The sequence below is a fragment of the Sorangium sp. So ce406 genome (assembly GCF_051474675.1).
Classification (GTDB): Bacteria; Myxococcota_A; Polyangia; order Polyangiales; family Polyangiaceae; genus Sorangium; species Sorangium cellulosum_G.
In genome coordinates this window covers 7,062,007-7,084,054 of sequence record NZ_CP150340.1, presented here as the reverse complement: position 1 = coordinate 7,084,054, position 22,048 = coordinate 7,062,007, and the positions used below count along the sequence as shown (strand labels likewise).

The window sequence follows — 22,048 nt, the reverse complement described above, 5'->3', positions numbered from 1 at the left end:
GACGTCCCTTTCCCGGCGGGGAGAGGCCAGGTGAGGGGCGATTGCGTACCGCTTCGCCCGAGCCATCAACCTGTCAAGCGAAGCGTACTGAGTAGATGGGCGGCAGGTTGTTGGCGACGGCCGTCCACCCCTCTCCGCCGTCATCGCTCACGTAGAGGTTGCCCGTGGTGGTCCCGAACGCCACAGCGCCCTCTTTGTTGGCGAGCGCGTGGCGGTAGATGACGTCGTAGGCTTGCTCCTGGGGCAAACCGCGGCGGAGCTGCTGCCAGGTCTCACCGCCGTCCGTCGTGCGAGCCACGAAGAGCGCGCCGTCGACGGTCATCCGCTGCATGTCCGACTTGCCGGGCACGACCCACGCCGTGCGCCCGTCCTTCGCGTCCGCGGTGATGGGGAAGCCGAAATGCACGCCTTGTTCCGGGCGGCTCACCTTGCGCCAGCTCCTTGCGCCGTCGCTGCTGTAGTAGATACCGACGTGGTTCTGCTGCCAGATATGGTCGGGATCGCCCTCGCATTGCTCGATGTAATGCGTGTCGTGGCCCCACTCGGCGTCTGGCTCGGGCGTGTGATCGAGCCGCATGCCCTTGTTGCGCGGTCGCCAGGTCTCTCCGCCGTCCTCTGTCTCGATGACGCCGGCCGTGGACACGGCCACGAGCATGCGCTTCGGGTTGCGCGGGTCCACCACGATGGAGTGGATGCCCGGGGCGAACTCGCCCCCCTCGGAGGCCGGCGTGCCGAACCATTTCGTCTCGCCCTTGCCCTCGCCGGTGAAGAGGTCGCCGCCGCGTGATTCGTGGTTCCAGAGCGGCCGGTTGAGCTCGAAGGAGCCGCCGCCGTCGCGGCTGACGAACAAGCCACCAGGGATGGTGCCCACGTAGACCGCGCCGCCGGGGCCGAAGCCGATGATCCAGAGCTTCTGCACCGTGGCCGGGCGCGTGACGATCTTGATGCCGACGCCGAAGTCGCTGCCTGCGTCTTCGTACATGTCCTGGCCGATGTAGCGAGCGCCCTCGGGATACTTGATCTGGGTGGGGTTGTCAGTCCAGGTCACGCCATCGTCCGTGGAGACGGACAGCTTGGCTCCCCAGTGGCCGAAGCCGAGCAGCGCCCAGAGCTTGCCCGTGTAGGGATCCCGCGCGACATAGTTGACGCCACCGCCGGCATGGCCGGCGAGGCGCGGCTTCCATGAGCCGTTCTGTTTCTCGACGACAAACGTGCCTTTGCGCGTGCCCAGCAGGATACGGCTTGCCATTTCAACCTCCGCTCAACGCTTGCAGGATGTGGACCTCGTCGTCGGCAGCGACCGCGTCTGTGAGCCCCTTACGGTCGCGGATCATCTGCTTGCCGACGAAGATGTTGACGTGCGTCCGCAAGCGGCCGCGCTCGTCGCAGATGTAGAAGCCGATGCCGGGCGCGAGCCTCTCCAGGGCCGCTACGACCTCACCTGCTGTCGACGCCTCGACGACGATGGTTTGACCTTCGAGGTGCGGAAAGAAGGTGAAGAGGTGGCGCGTCAGGTGGACAGACGGCATGATGGGCTTGCGGTACTCCCGACGTCGCCGCGTGTCAATCGGTTTTGCAGGGCGGAGGTGACATCTGGTGTGGTAGAGACAACCCGCCTGTCTACCTCGAGGAGGTGTTGTCCTGCCCGCGTGGCGGCCGGCGTAGGCTCGTGGCCGACATCTCCGAGCGCGAGGTCATCGTCGCCATGCTCGAGCATCTCGAGCTCCCTGGCGAGGCGCCCCGACGACCGGCGACTGGGCGCTAGAAGGGTCACTCGACGTCCTCACCTCTGATCCGCAAAATTATGTCCCGGTCACCCCCGCCGCTCGTCGGCGTCGACGCGCAGCGAGCGCGCCCCGGGCACGTCGCCGCGGCATGTCAGCGCACCCGCGGCTGCGCCGCCGATTCACAGGGTCACGCTGCGACAGAAAAACTTCGCTTCGGCAATATCTGCTCTCGCGGTGAGCCGATCCGATGGCGATCTGCTACTGCCACCGGTGAAACCGTTGATTCGCCAGAACGATGCTGGAGCTCTCTGCTCTGCCGGATCGCGCTCGTCCTGGCGAGCGCATGCAAGGCGGACGGTGGGCGATGGTGGCGCCGGGGAGGAGGACCCAAGCAAGACCTCGGGCGACTCGCTCGTCTGCGAGGGCGGCGCGGTGCACAGGGGAGAGCGCCGCTGCGGCGGCTGACGCGATTCGAGTACAACGACACCGTGCGGGACCTCCGCGGCGACACGGCGGAGCCAGCCTCCTCGCTGCCGAGCGAGGACGTCGGAAATGGCTCTGGCCACGACGCGGACACGCTGCCGGTCAGACGGACGGTTTCCTCACCATGGCTGCCTGACAGGAGAGAGGGGTATGTCGAAATTCCGCTTGAGCCGACGTGCCATGCTGCGAGGCGCCGGCGCCATCGCCGTCGCGCTGCCGTGGCTGGAGATCATGGGAACCGAGCGCCTGGCGCGCGCGCAACCCGCCCCCGCCCGGCGCTTCCTCGCCGTCTACACGCCCGGCGGGACCCTGATCGACCGCTGGCGTCCGACCGGCACCGAGACGAGCTTCACCCTCGGCCCCATCCTGGCGCCGCTCGCGCCGGTGCAGGACCGGCTGCTCGTCGTGGACGGCCTCGACATGTTGAGCGCGCGCGGTGAGCAGCACCAGAGCGGGATCATCGCCTGGCTCACGGGCACGGCTCAGGAGGGCTCCTCGAACGGCGGCTACGGGAGCGGGCCGTCCGTCGATCAGGTGATCGCCTCCCGGCTCTCCGCCGGTCGGACGGCGAAGGCGAGCCTGCAGCTCGCGGTGCGCTGGGCAACAGGCAAGTCCCACGGCCTGATGTCGCCGATGAACATCGCCAACTTCGAGGACACCGCGCCGTACAGGCCCATCCCGCCGCGCATTGATCCGGTGGAGATCTTCACCGATCTCTTCGGCACGCTGGACCCCGGCGCCAGCAACGACGCCGCCCGTCGCCTCGCGCGGAAGCAATCGATCCTCGACTTCCTCGACCGGCGCTACGTCGACCTCTCCGCGCGGCTCGGCGCGGCCGACAAGCAGAAGATCGACCAGCACCTCACGAAGATCCGTGAGATCGAGCGGAGCCTCAGCAGCACGCCGGCTGCGACGAGCGCTTGTCGGGTCCCGACGAGGGTCGACACGTCCGACTACAACCCGAGCGCGGGGCTCAACTCGGACGACGTCGGCTCGATCAAGGACACCTCGACCGACGCGGCGATCCCCAAGGTGGGCAAGCTGATGACGGACATGCTGGTGATGGCGCTCGCCTGCGACATCACCGCGGTCGGCACCCTGCAGTGGAGCGACACCGAGGCGAAGTACTCGTTGCCGTGGCTGAACCTGACCGAGAACCACCATTTCTACCAGGAAATGGGCGGCTTCAGGCCGGCCGAGTGCGAGCTCATCTACACCTGGTACTCGGAGCAGCACCTCTATCTCTTGCAGGAGATGGAGAAGGTCGACATGGGCGGGCACTCGCTGCTCGACGAGAGCGTCGTCTTCTTCGGCTCCGAGATCTCGGATCCGCCGACCCACATGAAGAAGAACATGCCGTTCCTGCTGGCGGGCGGCGGCGGGGGCCTGCGGACCGGGCGCTGGGTCCGGTACCCGAACCTCCCGCACAACAACCTGCTCGTCTCGATCTTGAACCTGTTCGGCGACACCCGGACCAGGTTCGGCGGGCCGGCGTACTGCACCGGGCCGCTCACGAACCTCACGTAGGCATCTCCCGCGGCGCCTGGCTGAAGGCGCGCTTCGCCGCCGGCGCGAGGCGAACGCGGCGAGCGCAAGCCGTCCTCTGGACGCGGTCGCTCGCCTCCTCCTCGGCTCGGCGGTGTACCCGCGGTCTCGCGGGCACAGAGGCCGGGCGCATCGACGCGTGCGTCGACGTCGTGTGTCCCTGCGCTATACTCGCCCGCCAACCACCAGAGGAGACTGCTCATCATGGAGTATCGGTCGCTAGGAACCAGCGGGCTCAAGGTCCCCGTGCTCTGCCTCGGCGCGATGACCTTCGGGGAAGCGAACGAAAAATCGTTCATGCACAACGTCGGCTGTGATGAGAAAACGTCGTTTGCGATCATGAGCCGGGCGCTCGAGCGGGGCGTCGGCTTCATCGACACCGCCGACGTCTACGGCCAGGACGGGCTGTCCGAGCGCGTCGTGGGCGCGTGGATGGCAGAGACCAAGAGCCGCGACAGCGTGGTGCTCGCCACCAAGTTCCGTTTCCGCATGGGCGAAGGACCGAACTCCACCGGCGCGTCCCGCTATCGCATCGTCCGGACGGTGGAAGACAGCCTGCGGCGCCTCAGGACGGATCGCATCGATCTCTATCAGATCCACATGCAAGACATCGACACGCCGGAGGAGGAGACCCTGCGCGCGCTCGACGATCTCGTGAGAGCGGGCAAGGTCCTCTACCTGGGCGCGAGCAACTACGCGGCGTACCGCCTCACCGACAGCCAGTGGATCTCGAGGTCCGAGCACCTCCATCGGTTCGTCGCGCTGCAGATGCAATACAGCTTGCTCGTGCGCGACCTCGAGCGCGAGCACATCCCGGTGTGCAAGCAATTCGGCATCGGCGTCCTCCCGTGGTCGCCGCTCGCCTCCGGCTTCCTGTCCGGGAAATACGTGAAGAACCAGCCGCCGCCTCCAGGCGTGCGCCTCGAAAAATGGAAGCAGAGCTTCGCCGACTTCGACAACGACCGCGGCTGGCGGACGCTCGACGCGGTGAACGCGATCGCGAAGGAGAAGCAGACCACGCCCGCGGCCGTCGCCCTCGCCTGGCTGCTCGCCAAACCGACGGTCACGTCGGTCATCTTCGGCGCGCGCTCCCTCGAGCAGCTCGACGACAACCTCAAGGCCGCCGACGTGAAGCTCTCGGCCGAAGAGGTGCAGCGGCTCGACGACGCGAGCGCGTTCGAGCTCGGATATCCCTACAAGTTCATCGCGAACGTCCAGAAGCGCTGGTGAGCCCGGGCCTGGCCGGGGCTGCGGCCCCCCTTGTGCGTGGAGCGCGACGGCGCGCGCCCGCCGCCGGGGGCCGCCCGCGCGGCGCCCCCTTACTGGCCGCCCTCGACCGGAAGCCCCTCGGCCCGCATCGCGCCCTGCACCGCGGGGCGCGCGGCCACCCGCCGCTGGTAAGCGAGCAAATTGGGGAAGGCCGACAGGTCGAGCTTGACGAAATTCGACCAGTTGGTGACCGTGAAAAGGTAGGCGTCGGCCACGGTGAACTGCTCGCCGAACAGGTAGGGCCCCTTCGCGAGCGCCGCCTCGATCACGCCGTAGCGCTTGCGCAGGTACTCTTCGCGCTCTTGCCGCTGCTCGGGCGCGGTCTTCGGGTTGAAGAGCGCGCTATAGCTCTTGTGCAGCTCGGAGTTGATGTACCCGAGCATCTCTTGCACGCGGTAGCGAGCCATCGTGCCCGGCGGCGGCATGAGCTTCGCTTCGGACTTCTGGTCGGCCAGGTACTGAACGATGGCCGTCCCCTCGGTCAAGACCTCGCCGCCGTCGAGCTCGAGCGCGGGGATGTACCCCTTCGGGTTGATGGCCAGAAAGTCGCGGCCCGACGACGTCTTCTTGGACGCGAGGTCGACCTTGTCGAGCGTCAGCTCGATGCCGAGCTCGCGGGCGACGACGTGCGGAGACAGAGAGCAGGCACCGGGAGAGAAATACAATTTCATGGAAGCATCCCTCGAATGATGTGATGTTGGTGCGATACGAACGACCCCGCCCCGGCGACGTCCCCGGGCGTTCGGCGCGGCGGGGGGCGGACGGGCGCGGGGGGTCGGCGAAGGCCCCCGCGCGCCCCGGCGAAGCCCGTCGCTGCGGCGAGGGCCGCGGCGCGCCAGCCCCGATCGTTCGGGGCCGGGGCCATCGACACCAGCAAGCTAGCGCGCGAAGTTACTCCTGGATACTAGCTGGGTGCCAGATACCTGAAAAACGGGTATCTTCGGGGTTACCCATGGCACTGCCGGTGCGAAAAAATCGCGTCCCCCCGCCGCCCCTCTGCCCGCTGACGCTGTGCATGGCGCTCTTGCGCGGGGCCTGGGCGCCGAACGTCATCTGGTCGCTCAGCGGGCAGCCGCGCCGGTTCGGCGAGCTGCGTGTCGACATCCCGCAGATCTCGGCGCGGGTGCTGAGCGCGCGCCTGCGCGAGCTCGAGGCCAAGGGCGTGGTCAGCCGCCGCGTCATGCCCACCTCGCCGCCCTCGGTCGAGTACGAGCTCACCCCGCTCGGCCAGGAGCTGGTGCCCGCGCTCCGTGCCATCGTCGACGTCGGCAGAAAGCTCAACGTCCGAGAGCCTCACACCGTACCGGGGCCCGGGGCACGCTCGCGCAGGCGCGCGGCCGCCCCGGCGCGGAGCCTCACCGCCTGAGAGCGGGGCCGGCCCCCTGCGCCGTCGCTGCCGAGCGGGCTGATGCTTGTCTTGTTGCCGCCGTAGGAGGCGCCGAAGAGGTGGCGCCCGCTGCGATGGACGAATCGCGCGAGGACCGGCACGATGCCTCGCCATGGGACGAGAGAAGGCGCACGCTGCGGCGATCCTCTCGCTCGTCGCGGCAGATCGGCGACGGCGGCCAGCGCGCCGAGCCCCGCCACGAGCGATCCGACGAGCGCGCCGCGAGGCAGCTACCTCCTCGGATCGGGTCGGCCAACAGGCTGGCAGCCATCCTCGCCGCTCCTCAGCCCGCCGACTCAGCCCCGACGCTGTCCACCGGATCTGGCCGGCCACCCCCGAAGTTGCTGGTCTCCCCACCAACCACGCTGGCACGCGGGGCGGCCTATTCTTCCGCACCACGCCGTCACGACGGCGGCTTGGTTTCGGCTGGTGAAGAGCGCTGGGGGTTGAGCCCCACCGCGTGAATGTGGGGCTCGACGGTGAGCGTCTATCACCCAACGCGAAGTGCATGCCTTGCTCACGCAGGCGGCACAAACAGTGCATCGTAATCACTATCATCCGGCTTGAACGTACGTGAATTCGCGTAATCGCCGATGGAGATCACTGTGGCTCAGGGGGAATTTATGCAAAAATTCGTAATGTTGCTCATTTGTGGAGTTGCACCTCTCTCTATGTTGAGCGGCTGCGCCGCGAATGGAGGGCCGCGCTCGGACTCGAAACAAGAATCGCTCTTCGCCTCTGTTCCAAAGGACAAGGGCACCCAGAGCAGACGGGCCCAGAGCCACGGTGAGAGCATGGAAAGGACGGCCTATGTGTTCGCAGCGTGGAGGAAGTGCGCGGACGAGCATCAGCGATGCCAGTTCATCGGAACGCATACGGTGGCATACGGCGCGGGCGACCAGTGGTTCTATCGAACCGCGACCAATGGCATCGACTGTAATAACGAAACCTTCGGCGATCCTGCCTTTGGCATTTTCAAGGCCTGCTACCTGACGGACTGAGAACACGGCGTAGCTCCATCTCGTGCCCTGGGCCAGAGCGCCGACCGGTAGGGGTCTGCGGTGGGGTCGGGTCTGGAAGTAAGTCTGAGTCCCGGGACTGCGATGTTCGTCTGGGTTACATGGCTTGTAACGCCTCGTGGGAAGAACCCAGGTAACCGGCCGCCACGCGCCGGAGATTCCGGACGCGAGCTGGTCTCCGTGAGTACGAGTCCGCGGGCTTCCACGAACGGCAGCAGCCTGTCCCGTCGTGCCGTTCGCGGCGATCGAGTGGGTAGGGGGTCCAGACGCCTTTCTACCAGCGGGCCCGCAGCAGGACACCCCTGCGCCGGACCGGGCGCATCTCGTCAGAACCCGCCCTCCAGCCCGACGCTCGGGATCGTGATCGGGCCCATCCACTGGACCTCGCAGCCGAGCGGCGAGCTGCAGTCATAGGCGACCGCCTCTCTGCTCAGCGTCGGATTGAGCACCTCGATCACCGCCGAGAGCCAGCCCGTGCGGCCGATCGACCAGCGCTTCTCGGCGCGGACGTCGATCCGGAAGAACGAAGAATACCTGCCTATCTCGTGCATCGGGACGCCCGGAATCCGAGGGACGCCGTTCGGCACCAGCTGGCTCGGTGTCCCGGTGAAGGTCGGTGTCCCCGTGTAAAAGACGAGGCGGCTGCCCGCCCTGTAACCGCGGCCGAGATCGTGGCTGACCGCGAGGTTCAGCACGTGCGTGCGATCGGAGGTGGAGGGGATCTCGTACCTGTCGAAGGCGCGGGTGGACCGGGACAGCGTGTACGCCAGGAAGCCTCCGAGGCGGCGCGTCAGCCGGCGGCGCAACGAGAGCTCGAGCCCGGTGCTGGCTCCCAGCGATCGGCGCGCGAGCGAGACCGGGATGTTGTTGTCCCTGTCCGACGTCCCGAGCGTGTCCGTCATGTTGAAGAAGGCGTTACGAAAGAGCGTGAGCTTGGCCTCCACGTCCTCGGGCAAGTCGACCTCGATCCCGCCGCTCGACTGCAGGCTCCACTGGAGACCCTGGTCGATGGAGGGCTGGAGGCCGGGCAACGTCGCGATGAAGCTGGGTGGCTGTGATGCGAGGCCGTGCGCGTGGACGAAGCGGACGCCGGGGGTGACCGTGAGTCGGGCCGCGATGCGCGGCTCGATCGAGACCCAGGTCGCGCCCTCGGAGCGCACGACGTCGAGGCGGAGACCGGGCGAGAGCTGGAGGCGCGGGGTGACCTCGAGGTCCGCGTCGAGGAACCCGCCGGCCGTGATGTCGAGCCGCGGCGAGAGAATCTCGTCGATCGTGGCGTCGACATCGGTCCTGCGGAGGTTCACGTCGGTGTCCTCGAGCGTGACGCCGGCGCCGGCCCGGAAGCGCGCGCCCGGGCCCTCGCCGTGCGCCTCGGGCAGCGGCGGCCTCGTCTCGCCGGCGACGATGCCGCCGGTGTGACGGCCGTAGCGCGCCGGATAGCCGCCCGGGTAGAGGTCGACGCGCTGGACGAGCGCGGGGTTCACGACCGAGGGGCCGAAGCCGATGTGGTAGAGGAGCGGGACGCGGACGCCGTCGAGGAAGTAGCCCACGTTGCCGGGCGGCGCGCCGCGAACATAGAAGTACGGCGCGCCCGAGAAGACCGGCGTGACCCCCGGGAGCGCCTCCACCGCGCGGAACGGGTCGCCGAACGCGCCGGGGATGAGCCGGACCTCCGCGCGGCTGAAGCCGGTGACGGGCGGCGCCTTCGCCTCGCCGCGCACCGTGACCTCGAGCGGCGCGACCGTCGTGGGCCGCTCGGGCGCGGGCCGGGGCGCCGCGCCGGGAGCGACCTGGGGCGGGGGAGGCTCGGCGGCGCCCGGCGCGGGCGCCGGAGGCAGGGATGCGGGCGCGGTGAAGCGGATCTCGAGCCGGATCTTGCTCGCGATCGGCGCGCCGTCGCGCGTCGCCGGCGCGAAGCGGAAGGCCGATGCGGCGGCGATCGCGGCCGAGGCGAACGGCTCTGGGCCCTCGCTGGCGCTCGCCGAGCGGACCGTGCCGTCCGCGCTCACCGTGATGACGAGGAGGACCACGGCGTCGCCACGGGCACCCTCCGGGTAACCCACGTCGGGCGGGGCGAGCGGACGCGGAGGCGTCACCGCGGGCGCGGCGGCCAGGACGGGACGCTGCGCCTCTTCGGCCCAGGCCACGCGTGCCCCGGTGAGGAGCAGCGCGGCGCCCAGGATGGACAGGACAGGATGTGTTCGACGGAGCAGGTTCTGTCGCAAAGGAGCCCTCGCGGGCGCGCCTGGCGACCGGCGCGTGCGTCCGGGCGCCGAGCTTCGTGATCGCTGGCCGCCTGCGCAACGCTCGACCGAGCCGGCGCGTCCGCTGGATCCGTGCTCGTCGCGGAGCCTCTCGCCGCGCGGCCCCGTGAGGATGGGCTGGCTTTAGCGGGCAAGCGTGTCCCGTTGGGCTCAGCGGTTACCTCTCCACTGTACGCCCGTTTCTCCGCGTCTCGGCGGTCACCGTCTGTTCGCGCGGCATGACTCCCGCTACTTCAGAGGTTCGTGCGGCCCCTCCGCACCTACCGAGGTCTCCTGCTCAACTGGCTCCGCGCTCGTCGAGCGCAGCCGTGAAATCCTGCTCCGCTGCGGTGTCCGTCCGCCGCTTGATGAGAAGATGGGCTCCACGACCGGCGCAACGTGCTTGCGCCCCCTGCACGGAGACCCATGCTGAATACCCTCCTTGTTCGACATGCGCTGTCGTCGCGCACGCGCGCGGTCCCGCGGTGGACGCGGGCTGGCCTGACCGAGCGCCGCCCGCGGCGCGGCGCAGCGCAGGACGCCGCGAGGCGCTGCGCCGCGGGCGCGCTGCTCCTCCTGGGCCTGGTCCTGGCTCCGCGCTCAGCCGCCGCGACCGAGGTCTCGGACGAGCTCCAGCTCGGGCAGCCGACGCCTGTCGCCTCGCCCGGCGTCCAGACCGCGCCGGCGGCGGCGTGCGGCGCGGGCGGGTGCCTCGCGCTCTGGGAAGAGACGAACGTCTTCCCCCAGAACGTGCTCGGGCGCCGCATCCTCGACGGTGCGCTGGTCGACCCATGGCCGTTCGAGGTGACGCCGCGGTCCGTGCCCCAGGCCAGACCTGCCGTCGCGGCCGGCGGCCCTGGGTACCTCGTGAGCTGGGTCGAGGCCGCCGACGGCGGCGACAACCGCGTGCTGGCCTTGCGGCTCGACAACGACGGCGCCGCGCTCGACGCGGAGCCCCTCCTCGTCGCCGAGGGAGACCGGCTCGACAGCGCCGCCGTGGGCTCCGACGGCGCCACGTTCCTCGTCGTGTGGAACACGCCGAACGGCCGGTGGGCCCGGCGCGTCGGCGGAGACGGCGCGCTCCTCGACGAGGCCCCGATCGACGTCGCGGAGACCACGCACGGCGGGACACCGCCGGCCGTCGCGTACGACGGGACCAACTACCTCGTCGTCTGGAGCGACTCCCCTGGAGCGGAAAACGCCCGCGTCCTCGGCGCGCGCGTGACGCCGACGGGCGTGGCCCTCGATCCCGAGAGCTTCGCCATCTCCCCCTCCTCCTCGCCCTCCCCCCGCGATCGCCCGGCGGTCGCGTGCCGCCCCGGCGAGTGCCTCGTCGCGTGGCTCGATGCCAGCGAAGGCACCCCGGGCGTGGTCGCGGCGCGCGTCACGTCGGAGGGTACGGTGCTCGACGCCGCGGGGACTTCCCTCGTGCCGGGCAAGGACTGGCGTGGGCCGTTCGCTGTCGCGGCGGACAGCTCCGGCTACCTCGTGGTCGTGGGGTACTCGCACCACGACGACGCCACGGGCGTGGGGGAGCACCGGGTGTCGGCGAAGCGCGTGGACCGCGATACCGGGCTGCCCGACGCCGCGCTGACGCTCCTGTCGACGACCCCGGAGCCCGACGCGGAGGTCGCGGCGGTCTTCGACGGCGCGGCCTACCTCGTCGCGTGGGCCGACGCGCAGGGCGCCTCCTTGCACAGGAACCCGGACATCCATGCTGCGCGCCTGTCGCCCGGGGGCGCGCGCCTCGAAGGCAACGTCCTGCTCTCGGATGTGCCGAGCGATCAGCACAGCGTCGCCGCGGCGCCCTCCGGCGACGGCTTCCTCGCGGCGTGGAGCGAAGGGCGCACGGACGGAGAGCTGGGATGGGAGCTCCGCGTCGCCTGGACCGCGCCTGACGGCGTCGTCCTGGGCGCGCCCTCGGTGCTCGCGACCGCGGCCAACGTCGGGGAGCCGGCGGTCGCGTTCGACGGCGCGCAGCACGCCGTCGTGTACATCCAGGACCAGACGCTCGAAGGGGCGCTCCTCGACCCCACGGGTCAGGCCCGCGCGATCGACCTCTCCGCGTGGAACGAAACGACGCCGGAATCTCCGCGCCTCGCCTTGGACGGCAACGATATCGTGGTGGCGAGCCGCTTCCGCGGGCCCTCCGACGCCGGCGGCGTGCAGATCGGGCGGATCCGCGCCAACGGCAAGGTGACCGGACCGATCGAGCTCGACGTGGAGCTGGAGCCCTCTGCGCCGGACATCGCCTGCGACAGCGGCGTCTGTATGGTCGTCTGGACGGCGTCCAACAGCGGGGGGCTCGAGGCGCGCTTTCTGCGCTGGCACACGGCGACCCGGCTGCCTGCATTGTCCTCCTTCAACGCCGGGCCGAACACGCGGCCGCGCGTCGCGCAGGGCGGCGGCCGGTTCCTGATCGTGTGGGGCGGACCGCGCGCGGACTCGGCGGTCCACGCCGCGCTCGTCGGGCGGGACGGGGAGCTCCTTGCGCAGGCCGATATCCCGACGACCGACAGCGACGCGGTGGTGCACGAGCCGGCGGTCGCGTTCGACGGGGAGCGGTTCGTCGTGGCCTGGATCGAGCAGCGGTACCGGGAGGACGCGGAGCTGGAAGCGTGCGACGTCTTCGCCGTGCGGCTCTCGACGACCGGCGAGGTCTCGACGCCGTTCGCGGTGACCGACACGCCGTCGGTGGTGGAGGAGAAGCTGCAGGTCGCCTCGAACGGGGCCGGGCGAACGCTCGTCGCCCATGACGTCTACGAGAGCATCTGGGGAGACTCGAAAGGTCGTCGCGTCGCGGCGCACGTCCTCAGCGATGACGTGGCGCCCGACGGCGGCGCTGGCGGCGCTGGCGGCGCTGGCGGCGACGGCCCGGGCGGTGGTGAAGGCGAAGGCAGCGGCGGGGACGCTGCTGCGCACGACGAGGGGTGCGGGTGCCGGGTGGCCGGCGCGGCGGCGGGAGACAGCCCGGTGGCCGCGATCGCGGGGCTCGTGCTCTGCCTGGCGGCGGCCGCCCGGAAGGGCTCACGGAGCCGGGCAACCCGGCGAGATCAGCCGTCTTGACGCCCGCCGACCGCGGGCGCCGGGGCCGCCGCCGCCTCGGGCGCTGTCGAGCGCTTGTAGCGGCGGATCGCTGATTCCCCGATCGCCCGGGTCGCGGCGGTCGCGGCGAGCGCCCCTGTCGCCACGGCGAAGACCGGGTTCATCGTCGCCGCGAGGACAGCCGCCGGAGCGGCGGCGCTGGCAGCGCAGGTCGCCACCACGGCCGCGATCTCCTTCACGCGGTCGGATTCGTCGATGTCCTTCCCGAAGAGCAGCGCTATCTCGAGGATCAGGTAAAGGTGCATCCTGGTGAGGATGGATGTGCCGGCGACGAACCCCAGGCCTTCGTACATGACGCCGAACCCGGGGATGATGGCGGGCGTATGGACGACGCCGCCCGCGGCGAACGCGATCGCCGCGGTCGATCGGACCAGGTGCCGCGCCTGCTGCTCGGGTGACTCGTCCGGGTACATGCGCCGCACGCGGTCCGCCACCTGGCGGATACGGGACTTTCGGAGCCTCAGGACGAAGTAGAGAAAATCATCGGTGAGCAGGCTCTGCTGACCCGCATGCTGCTGCGCGACTGCCATGGGTTGCTCCTTCACAGGCCGCTACAGGGACGCCTCGAACGGATTGTGTCCTGACCAGGAGAACGTCGGCGCAACGCCGTTCCTCTGCACGCCAGCGGCGATCGCTGCCGCAGGGCGCCGCCGCAGCTTCCGCGCTGGCCCTTGCGGAAAGAGGATCGGCGCCACGGCAGGCGGCGTTGCGTTCACAGGTGATGGCCAGGACACCGAACAGGTTGAAACCCGGCTACTTCTCTCTCATGCTCGGCCGCCGTGCGAGAGCTGTACCGGTTCTCGTCCACCGCTGCGCCGCACGTTCGCGATCGATGTGCTCGCGTGCCCGACCTGTAACGGCAGGATGAAGCTCGTCGCCATGAGCACCGAGCCGTAACTAAGGGGTTCTGGCGCAACGCGCCCCGATGTTGCCTCGGTGCTCGGGGTAGTAGACGTGGCGGGTGGCTGACCGCAGGGTCGGGGCGAGCTCGTCGTTGCTGCCGCTCCGGAAAGCCCGGTAGGAGCCAGCTACCACAGCGGCACAGTCATGGCATGGCATCGGGTACTGGACCGGGTCCCAGTCCAGCGTCCATTCCCACGCGTTCCCGCCCAGGTCGGCTTGCCCCCACTTCCCGTCGCCTTTCGGCGACTTCGATCCGACGTCCTGCAGGCTGCACGTGCCGCCGCAGTAGACCGCGTAACTGTCATCGATCGTCGTGGAGGTCGCTGGCTCCGACCACGGGTAGTACCTGTGCTCGCTGCCCCCGGAGGCGGCGTAGTTCCACTCCGCTTCGGTCGCCAGCCGACCCCCGTCCCATGCACAGAAAGCGAACGCCGTGTACCAGTCCAGGCAGTTGATAGCCTTGTTTTCGTTGCTACCCGCCGTGTTCGTCCAGCTCCGATGGGCAAAGCATTCCAGGGCGTTCTTCAGGGCAGCCGTGTCCGGGGGCAACCTGGTGTCCCACGCGGAGCTCCAGCCAGAGCCTGGGATCTTCGGATGTGCGCCCGTACCATCCCGGGGCGGGCTGGCCTGCGTGCCCATGCCTGCGTTCACGAACGCACGGAACCGACCCACCGTGATCTCGTATTTGTCGAGGTAGAAGTCGCTCACCGTCGCCGGGTAGTTCCGGTCCAGGTAGTCCACGCCGTCGTAGCTTCGAGCGAAGGTTCCGCCGGGGACCGGCAAGCTCTTGCAGCAGCCCTCGTCCCCCGATGGCCCGCAGGTCGCCGGCAGCCCGGTGCAACTTGGCGCCGCTCCAGCCCAGGCGTCCGCGTGGCCGTTGCTTCGGTCCTTCGCGATCGTCTCGCCCGCGGTACAACCTGCCGAGATCAGCAGCCCGAGAAGTGCGATGCCGGCGGTGTGGCAAGGACCGGTAAGCGAAAACATCGTTCATCCACCATGGTCAGCTCCTGCTCCCTCCCGGGAGCAGGGCTCACCGCTACGCTGCACACGGATCTGTCCGGACATGCCGTCGTCGAACGACGCTTTCCAGGTCGGTCAGGACGCCGACGAGCGTCGCAGCTGGGTTCGTCTGGACTGCGCTCCGATCAGCCCCCGAAGAAGGCCTTTGCCTGCTCTCCCAGCACGTTCTCGCCCTTCGGGCTGCTGGCGTGGCAGCCGTCGCTGACCTCGCCCGCGTCATTGTCGAGGATGAACTTCCCGAGGTAGCTCATGTTTTCGTTGATGGTCGGGTCGTTGGCCAGCTCTTGCGCCTTCATGTCGGTCCAATCGGCACCTCCGGCTCCCGCGATGAAGCAATCGTGCCCTTCATTGTAGACCGGCTGACCCACGATGTAGATGTGCGTTCCCGGGTTGACGTGCTGGCGCGCCGCGTTGACCATGTCACGGAGCTCTTGATCGGTCGCCCTCTGGGACAGGATGCAGATCTGGACCATGATGGCTTTGACGACGTCTATCCCTCCGATCGACTCCATCTTCCGGTCGAAGAGCTGCCAGGAAGAGCTGCTGGGGCTCGTCCAGTTCTGGACCACCATGGCGCCGGTTTGATAATTGTCCGCGTTCCACATGATCCTTCCGCCAACGCGCTTGTAGCCAGTGCCAATGTTGTTGGCCATCGAGCAGCCAGTGTACGCGACAGAGTTGTCTCCTGTCGGAGGCAGGCCGTCATCCCCGCCGGCCGTTCCGGCACCTCCGCCGGTGCCCGCAGCGCTCGCCGACGCTGATCCGCCCGCGCCTGCGCCGCCGGTGCCACCTCCGCCGGTGCCTGTAGCGCTGCCGGTCGTACTGCCGGTAGTGCCGCTCGTGCTGGCGCCTCCAGCGCCTGTCCCACCGCTGGCCGAACCTCCGGTCGCGGGGCCGCCGGTGCCGGTCGTCCCTCCGACCGCGGCGCCTCCCGACCCGGAACCGTCGACCGGGGCACTTTCTGAACCGCAAGCGCCGAGGCAGAGCGCGGCTATCGCAAGAGCGCAGCGGGCCACCAACCGGCAGGAAAGAACAGGAGAATTCATCGTCGTCACCTTCTGTTAGGGGGCTTTGGGTCGGGACCTGCGGCGACTCTCGGCTCGCGTCCGACCGTCCGCGTTCTATTGCCGCTGCGACCGGCGTGAATAGACGGCCAGATCGTCGTCGCCCCCCTTGGACAAACCTGTCATCCCCCCTCGTCGACCTCGAGAGGTGCCCGCGCTGCTGGTGACGGCGTCCCCTCCCGTCGCGCTTCCACGGGTGACACGTCCGCCGACTCCGGTGCTTGTCGAACATCCGCCCACCGCGACTGCGCTGGCGGTGGCTCCGCCGACTGCGGCGCCGCCGGTCACCGATCCGCCACGTAGGGAAGCGGCTTCCTTCACGCCACAACCACCGTGCGGGTCCCGCACGGCCCTGCCGATCGTCGACCCCTCACGCCCGAGGGGTGTCGGGTTTGTCACTCCCCCCCTGACCTGTGCCGCGCTAGTCTGCGGCGGTCTACGAGGATCTCTCGTCGAACCCCATGACAGTCGAGCTGATTCACGCCATCGTTCGCCAGACCACGGTCCTCATCGCCCAGCTGGCGACCTCGGGGGGCTGGCGTGCCCCCCTGGCCCAGCTCGCGGACCAGGTGTTCCAGGACCTCGTGACCGAGCTCGAGCGGCAGGGAGTCAGCCGCAAGGTGGGCGCCGACATGTTTGGCATGGGGCTCCGGAGCTACCAGCGCCGGGTGCGGCGAATCACGGAGAGCTCGGTAGAGCGAGGCCGCTCGCTCTGGGAGGCCGTGCTGGACCACATCCGCCGCCGGGGGATCACGCCGCGCGCCGAGATCCTGAGGGCGTTCGCCGCCGAGGACGATGTCCTGCTCCGCGGGGTGCTCTTCGACCTCTGCGAGAGCCGCCTGATCTTCCAGGCGGGGCAGGGGGCTCAGGTGGTGTATCGCGCGGTGTCCGACGACGAGCTGGGCGCGCTCCGCGCGCTTCGCTCCGGCGAGGGCGTGGACGAGCTGGTCTGGGCGATCATCTATCGAGAAGGCCCGCTCACGCGCGACGAGCTGCTCCCGCGGACGCACCTCGAGCGCTCGGAGCTCGATTGCGCCCTGAGGCGCCTCGTGGAATCGGGGCGAGTCGAGCGGACCGGGGAGGACGCCGGAGCGACGTACAGCGCCGCGAGCCTCTACGTGCTGCTGGGCTCGCCGGTGGGGTGGGAGGCGGCGATCTTCGATCACTTCCAGGCGATGGTGAAGACCATCCTGTGCAGGTTGCGCGAGGATCGCTCGGCGCCCGGCCTCGCCGACCGCGTCGGGGGCAGCACCTATACCCTCGACGTGTGGCCCGGCCATCCGTACGAGCAGCGGGCCTACGAGACGCTGGGGCGCCTGCGCGCCCAGCTGGTCGAGCTGCGCGAGCAGGTCGAAGCGTTCAACGCGGCGCACGAGACGCCGGACAGGTACACGCAGGTGGTTCTGTACGTTGGACAGTGCTTGATCCAGCAGGACGTCGGAGGCGGCGATGAGGACTAGTGTGGTTACGACGGCGTGCCTCATCGCGAGCGTGGCGGGCGCGGTGCTCCTGTCCTCGGCCTGCAGGGGCTTGACCCCTCAAACCGGGAGCGAGACCAATTTCCTCACGAGCTGCGACGCCGGCTGCGAGGAAGGTCTCGCCTGCCTCTGCGGCGTGTGCACGCGCGCCTGTTCGGCCGCCGACGAATGCACGGCGCTCGCCTCGGGCGCGGCGTGCGTGGCCGTGGCGGAGCGGCCTGCCGAGGCGGCCTGCGCCGCGGCCGAGAGCGCTGCGTTCTGCGATCTGTCCTGCAGCGGCGACGCAGACTGCGAGCCGCTCGGCGCGCCGTTCCGCTGTCAGGGCGGCTTCTGCCGGGCGCCCGGCGAGGGCGAGACGGCGACCGCCTGCCCGGCCACCACCCTGTCGATCGGCGACAACGACCGCACGGTGACGGTCGGGGACACGACCCGCAGCTACGTCGTCCGCCTCCCTGCGAGCTACACGGGGGGGAGCCCCATGCCCCTGGTGCTCGATTTCCATACGCTCGGCGGGACGCCGGCGGCGGAGGCCGACGCCTCGGGGTACCGCGAGCTCGCCGAGCAGGAAGGGTTCATCGTCGCGTGGCCGCAGGGCATCGACGGCGCGTGGAACATCGGGCCGTGCTGCACGACGTCGCGCGACGTCGACGACGTGGGGTTCGCGCGTGCCCTGGTCCAGCAGGTCCAGGCGGAGGCGTGCGTCGACGTCAAGCGAGTCTACGCTGTGGGCGTCGCCAACGGCGGCGGGATGGCGTACCACCTGGCCTGCAACGCGGCAGACGTCTTTGCCGGAGTCGCTCCCAGCGCCTTCGACCTGCTGGCGGCGTCGGAGCAGCCCTGCGAGCCGGTGAGGCCGGTGACCGAGATCTCGTTCCGGGGTACCGCGGACGTGCTCGTTCCCTATGAGGGGGGGCCTCAGCAGGCGCCGAACGGCGCGAGCATCACCCTGCTGGGCGCGGTCGGCACCTTCGCGCGGTGGGCCGAGCTGAACCAGTGCGCGGGAGCCCCGAGCGCGGAGGACAGCAACGGTTGCTCGACCTACTCGAGCTGCGCGGACGGCGCGGAGGTGACGCTGTGCACCGCGCAGGGCGGCGGCATGGCCTGGGGAAGCCCCGCGGTCGGGTGGGCCGCGCTGAAGCGGCATTCGCTGCCGTGAGCGCGTGACGAGCACATCGCGCCGCCCGCGCTCGATCTGCTCGGCGAGCGCCACGAGATCGCGCTTTGCATTCGTGGAAACCGGCTTACCGCCGATGCCCATTGTCGAGAAGCGCGCCCGAAACCATCCTTCCGCCATGACTCCTTTCGATTTCAAGGGAAAGACGGCGCTCGTCACGGGCGCCTCGATGGGCATCGGCGAGGCGTTCGCCCGCGAGCTGTCGCGGCGCGGGGCGACGCTGATCCTGGTCGCGCGCAGCGAGGCGAAGCTCGCCGCGCTCGCCTCCGAGCTCGGCGAGGCGCACGTCATCGCCGCAGATCTCGCCGCCCCGGGCGCCGCGCGGCGCCTCCTCGACGCGGTGACCGCGAGGGGGCTCGAGGTCGACGTCCTCGTCAACAACGCTGGCTTCGGCGTGTATGGCGCCTTCGACGAGCTCTCCCTGGCGACGCAGCGCGAGCAGATCGATCTCAACGTCGGCGCGCTCGTCGAGCTCACGCACGGGTTCATGCCGATGATCGAGCGTCGAAAGGGGGGCGTCATCCAGGTGGCGTCGATGGCGGCCTTCCAGCCGATCCCGTACTTCGCGGTCTACGCGGCGACGAAGGCGTTCGTCGTCTCCTTCAGCGCGGCGCTCTGGGGCGAGTACCGCCCGCGCGGCGTGCGCGTCCTCGCCCTGTGCCCCGGCGCGACCGATACGCCGTTCTTCCAGCGCTCGGGCGACGTCCCGGGGGCCAGCAGGAGGGCGCGGCCGGAGGACGTGGTGAGCGCCGGGCTCGCGGCCTTCGTGGCCGGCCGCGCGACGGTCGCCCACGGCGCCGCGAACAAGGCCGCCGCGTTCCTCTCCCGCTTCCTCGGCCGGGAGTTCGCCGCGAAGGCGATGGCGCGCTTCGGGAAGCCGAAGGCGCCCGCGCTCCCGAGCGCCGCTGGCCGCGCGGCGTGACCTCGACGCGCCCCGCGGAGCAGGGGTCCTTGTCGGCTTGAGCGCTGTCGCCGGCCGCGAGAGGTGGTATAGGTGAATCTCTCGCCGCGCCCGGCGTGACGTGAGCACGCGGGCGCGACGTCGCTCAGAGACTGTCGCCCTCGCGTCGACAGTGTCCGCGCACCTTTTTTCTACACGCGTCGCGAGAGACCTCGACCTTGCGCGCCGCGCGGCGCTCGGAGACGTCCGAGCGCCCGGCGGCGCGCCCGGAGCGGGCCTCTCGCGTCCCCCGGAGCGAGAATGATGAAATATCGAGTACTTTCGTCACTGGCCTGCATCGGCTGCGCGCTGTCGCTCGTCGCTTGCGGGAGCGATGACGTCGACAAGGGCGCCACCTCCACCGGTCAGGGTGGCGGCGGAACCAGCACGGCGAGCGCCGATCCTGGCGCCTCGTCCGCTGGGGGCGCCTCGTCCAGCGCGGGAGGCCAGGGAGGCGGCGCCATGGGCAGCGGGGGTGGGACGCCCAGCGGCGGAACGACGGCGGCCGGCGGCGGGGCCGGCGCTGGAGGCTCGACGGGGACTGGCGGCCAGGACGAATTCGCGCCGGTGGCCATCTCGTTCGGGACCGAGCTCGATCCGCGCGCCGTGGTGCTCGAGGCGCGAGAGCTCGCCACGTCCGTCGCCGATCCCAGCTCGCCAGCGTGGCGCGCCAGAGGTGACCAGCGCAGGACCTATCGCTTTCCAGCCGCCGGCGCCGACGTTCCTTACCGCGTCTGCGTCCCGGAGCGCTGGGACGGCACGTCGGAGCTACCCCTCGTGATGTTCTTGCACGGCGCCGGGAACGACGAGAGCTCGTACCTGGATCAGAACAACAAGCAGATGGTGACGCTGGCCGACCAGCACGGCGTGCTGCTGGTCTCGCCGCTCGGCCTCAACGGCGCGTATGGCACCTACCTGCGGCTGCCGGCCGTGTTCGGGCAACCGGAGGAGGCCGAGAAGCTCCTGGCCATGCGCACGCCCGAGCGCGAACGCGATCAGGAGCTCAGCGAGAAGGACGTCATCAACGTCCTGGAGCTGGTGCTGAACGAGTACCCGGTCGATCGCAGCGCGATGTTCCTCACCGGACACTCGATGGGGAGCGCCGGCACCTGGTACATCGGCGCCAAGTACTCCGACTACTGGGAGGCTCTGGCCCCCATGTCCGGCCCCTTCGTCCAGGAGTCGGTTTATCCCTGGGACCGGCTGCGCGACATGCCCATCTTCGTGACGGAGGGGACCGTCGGCACGCCTTCCCTGACGGGCAGCCGGGCGCTGCGCGACTGGATGATGGCTGGCGGTTACGCGATCACCTACAAGGAAGTCGATGCGGACCATGCAGGGATGGTTCCGCTCGTGCTGCCCGACGTCTTCGACTTCTTCGACCGCCCGTAGCCCCCGCGCCGGTCGCCCCGCCATGCGCCCCCGGCGGCCGACGCAGGCATGCGTCGGCCGCCGCCGGGGCCGTCACGATCCTCAGTAGGTCGAGAACAGGCTCCAGAGGAACTTGGGCGCGAACCCGGGCCAGCCGTGGTTCGTGTTGCTGTAGTTCGGGTCTCCGTGCTCGCACCAGTAGACCGGATAGCCCTCGTCACAGCCCTCGTACATGACGCAGTTCGAGAGGTTGTCCGTGTAGCCTTCGACCGGCGTCGTGCTCGTCCCGCAGTGGTTCAGCGCGGTATAGAAGTCGCGCGTCTTCGGGCCGTTCTCCGTCCCGACCACCGAGTCGCGCTCTCCGTGAATGACGACCGACGTGACCTGTCCGGTACAGTCCCGGGTGCCGGCGTTGAGCGGATACTGGGACACGTTCTTGGTGGCGCACGGGCCCACCGCGCGCAGCTTGTCCGCGTGCTCGCAGCCGAGGATGCTGGAGAAGTCGCCGCCCGAGCTCTCGCCCGCCGCGAACACGCGCGCCTTGTCGATGCAGAAGTTGTTCGTGATCTGGTCGTAGAACGGCTGGAAGAACGAGACGTCGTTCGCCCCCCAGCCAGAGTTGGAGTTGGCCGGGTGAGGGTAGACGCGGATCCAGGCCTCCTTGGGCCCGGTCGCCTCGAAGCCCGCGTTCTGCTCTGCCCAGCTGATCGGGTTCCCCGTCGGGTTGAACATGATCATCACCGGGTACGGCTTGCTGGCATCGTAGCCGGTCGGCAGCTTCACGTAGTACTGGTGACCCGATACGGTGAGCGGGCTCTGCGCGCTGCCCGTCTGCGGATTGGCCTTGTTGCACCCCGCGCTCGGCTCCGGGGGGACCTTGCCGTCCGTCGATCCGCCCTCACCGCCGGTCCCTGGCGAACCACCGCTGCCGCTCATTCCGCCCTCACCGCCGGCTCCACTCGTGGACGCGCTGCCTTCGCCCGTCGTGGTGCTGCCGCCCGTCGTGATGCCACCGCCGCTGCTGGAGACGGACGCCCCGCTCGTCGCGGCTTGAGGGTCGCCCGACGCGCCCGTGCCGTTACCATCGTCATCACTGCACCCCAAGAGGGCGTGAGAGGCGACCAGCGCCGCGAAAAATGTGATTCGAGCGGAAGCAGGTTTGTTGATCATGTGAATTTCCAGGCGCGTTTTTGCGCTCGCCGATGTCTCAGGAGGGCATGTATTGTGAGCGCTCACATTTTTGATGTCAACTCTTGTCGGCGGGACCCGGGGTATCCTCGGGCCTGAGGGAAGACAGGTCTGGGGTGGCTCCTCCGGAGC

At 69.6% G+C, this 22,048-nt stretch carries 17 protein-coding genes and 1 pseudogene; 10 read left to right on the top strand and 8 right to left on the bottom strand.

Features of this window, described 5'->3' with window-relative positions; all coding sequences use genetic code 11:
* Nucleotides 1-73: 73 nt before the first annotated feature.
* Both WME96_RS26125 and WME96_RS26120 read right to left on the bottom strand, forming a co-directional pair.
* Complete coding sequence (locus WME96_RS26125) at nt 74-1,249, bottom strand: WD40/YVTN/BNR-like repeat-containing protein (RefSeq protein ID WP_437284312.1); 1,176 nt, start codon at nt 1,247-1,249, stop codon at nt 74-76.
* Between the two features lies 1 nt (nt 1,250).
* Entirely contained in the window at nt 1,251-1,529 is a 279-nt protein-coding gene (locus WME96_RS26120; protein ID WP_433926580.1) for a MoaD/ThiS family protein, read from the bottom strand.
* 275 nt (nt 1,530-1,804) lie between these two features.
* Between WME96_RS26120 and WME96_RS26115 the strand changes: the two are divergent.
* The 3 genes and pseudogenes from WME96_RS26115 to WME96_RS26105 all read left to right on the top strand — a co-directional run.
* A pseudogene (locus WME96_RS26115) lies at nt 1,805-2,305 on the top strand (DUF1587 domain-containing protein); the annotation flags it as partial.
* A gap of 85 nt (nt 2,306-2,390) precedes the next feature.
* The gene (locus WME96_RS26110) at nt 2,391-3,737 is read left to right on the top strand and encodes a DUF1552 domain-containing protein (RefSeq protein ID WP_437284311.1); all 1,347 of its coding nucleotides are present in this window, start codon (nt 2,391-2,393) and stop codon (nt 3,735-3,737) included.
* A 222-nt stretch (nt 3,738-3,959) separates the two neighbouring features.
* Nucleotides 3,960-4,985: an aldo/keto reductase gene (locus tag WME96_RS26105; RefSeq protein WP_437284310.1), complete on the top strand. Its 1,026-nt coding sequence runs from the start codon at nt 3,960-3,962 to the stop codon at nt 4,983-4,985.
* A gap of 89 nt (nt 4,986-5,074) precedes the next feature.
* Here WME96_RS26105 and gstA read toward each other — a convergent pair whose 3' ends face one another.
* Nucleotides 5,075-5,695, bottom strand: coding sequence for a glutathione transferase GstA (gene gstA / locus WME96_RS26100; RefSeq protein ID WP_437284309.1), 621 nt, complete (start codon nt 5,693-5,695; stop codon nt 5,075-5,077).
* Between the two features lie 281 nt (nt 5,696-5,976).
* Here gstA and WME96_RS26095 point away from each other — a divergent pair, with 281 nt between their 5' ends.
* Together WME96_RS26095 and WME96_RS26090 are read left to right on the top strand one after the other, a co-directional pair.
* Nucleotides 5,977-6,390, top strand: coding sequence for a winged helix-turn-helix transcriptional regulator (locus WME96_RS26095; RefSeq protein WP_437284308.1), 414 nt, complete (start codon nt 5,977-5,979; stop codon nt 6,388-6,390).
* An 815-nt stretch (nt 6,391-7,205) separates the two neighbouring features.
* On the top strand, nt 7,206-7,412 hold the full coding sequence (locus WME96_RS26090; protein ID WP_437284307.1) for a hypothetical protein: 207 nt from the start codon (nt 7,206-7,208) through the stop codon (nt 7,410-7,412).
* 344 nt (nt 7,413-7,756) lie between these two features.
* Here the strand turns inward: WME96_RS26090 and WME96_RS26085 are convergent, their stop codons facing one another.
* Complete coding sequence (locus tag WME96_RS26085) at nt 7,757-9,655, bottom strand: TonB-dependent receptor domain-containing protein (protein ID WP_437284306.1); 1,899 nt, start codon at nt 9,653-9,655, stop codon at nt 7,757-7,759.
* Nucleotides 9,656-10,099: 444 nt separating this feature from the next.
* On the opposite strand from WME96_RS26085, the gene WME96_RS26080 reads away from it, so the two are divergent.
* Nucleotides 10,100-12,739 carry a hypothetical protein gene (locus WME96_RS26080; protein WP_437284305.1) on the top strand — a complete coding sequence of 880 codons (2,640 nt, stop codon included), beginning with the start codon at nt 10,100-10,102 and terminating at the stop codon, nt 12,737-12,739.
* Here WME96_RS26080 and WME96_RS26075 read toward each other — a convergent pair.
* The 3 genes from WME96_RS26075 to WME96_RS26065 all read right to left on the bottom strand — a co-directional run bounded on the left by WME96_RS26075 (nt 12,727) and on the right by WME96_RS26065 (nt 15,354).
* Nucleotides 12,727-13,308, bottom strand: a complete 582-nt coding sequence (locus WME96_RS26075; RefSeq protein WP_437284304.1) for a hypothetical protein — start codon at nt 13,306-13,308, stop codon at nt 12,727-12,729. The genes WME96_RS26080 and WME96_RS26075 overlap by 13 nt on opposite strands.
* Before the next feature lie 367 nt (nt 13,309-13,675).
* Nucleotides 13,676-14,464, bottom strand: a complete 789-nt coding sequence (locus tag WME96_RS26070) for a formylglycine-generating enzyme family protein (protein WP_437292354.1) — start codon at nt 14,462-14,464, stop codon at nt 13,676-13,678.
* A 362-nt stretch (nt 14,465-14,826) separates the two neighbouring features.
* A complete protein-coding gene (locus WME96_RS26065) occupies nt 14,827-15,354 on the bottom strand; it encodes a hypothetical protein (RefSeq protein WP_437284303.1) in 528 nt (175 codons plus the stop codon).
* An 872-nt stretch (nt 15,355-16,226) separates the two neighbouring features.
* Between WME96_RS26065 and WME96_RS26060 the strand changes: the two genes are divergently transcribed.
* From WME96_RS26060 to WME96_RS26045, 4 genes are all read left to right on the top strand, one after another.
* A complete protein-coding gene (locus WME96_RS26060; RefSeq protein WP_437284302.1) occupies nt 16,227-17,225 on the top strand; it encodes a hypothetical protein in 999 nt (332 codons plus the stop codon).
* A gap of 1 nt (nt 17,226) precedes the next feature.
* Nucleotides 17,227-18,399: an alpha/beta hydrolase family esterase gene (locus tag WME96_RS26055; RefSeq protein WP_437284301.1), complete on the top strand. Its 1,173-nt coding sequence runs from the start codon at nt 17,227-17,229 to the stop codon at nt 18,397-18,399.
* Between the two features lie 136 nt (nt 18,400-18,535).
* Nucleotides 18,536-19,339, top strand: a complete 804-nt coding sequence (locus WME96_RS26050) for an SDR family NAD(P)-dependent oxidoreductase (RefSeq protein ID WP_437284300.1) — start codon at nt 18,536-18,538, stop codon at nt 19,337-19,339.
* A 480-nt stretch (nt 19,340-19,819) separates the two neighbouring features.
* Nucleotides 19,820-20,749, top strand: a complete 930-nt coding sequence (locus WME96_RS26045; RefSeq protein ID WP_437284299.1) for a hypothetical protein — start codon at nt 19,820-19,822, stop codon at nt 20,747-20,749.
* An 81-nt stretch (nt 20,750-20,830) separates the two neighbouring features.
* Here WME96_RS26045 and WME96_RS26040 read toward each other — a convergent pair whose 3' ends face one another.
* Nucleotides 20,831-21,664 (bottom strand): alpha/beta hydrolase family esterase, encoded by an 834-nt coding sequence (locus tag WME96_RS26040; RefSeq protein WP_437284298.1) that lies wholly within the window; start codon nt 21,662-21,664, stop codon nt 20,831-20,833.
* Nucleotides 21,665-22,048 lie beyond the last annotated feature (384 nt).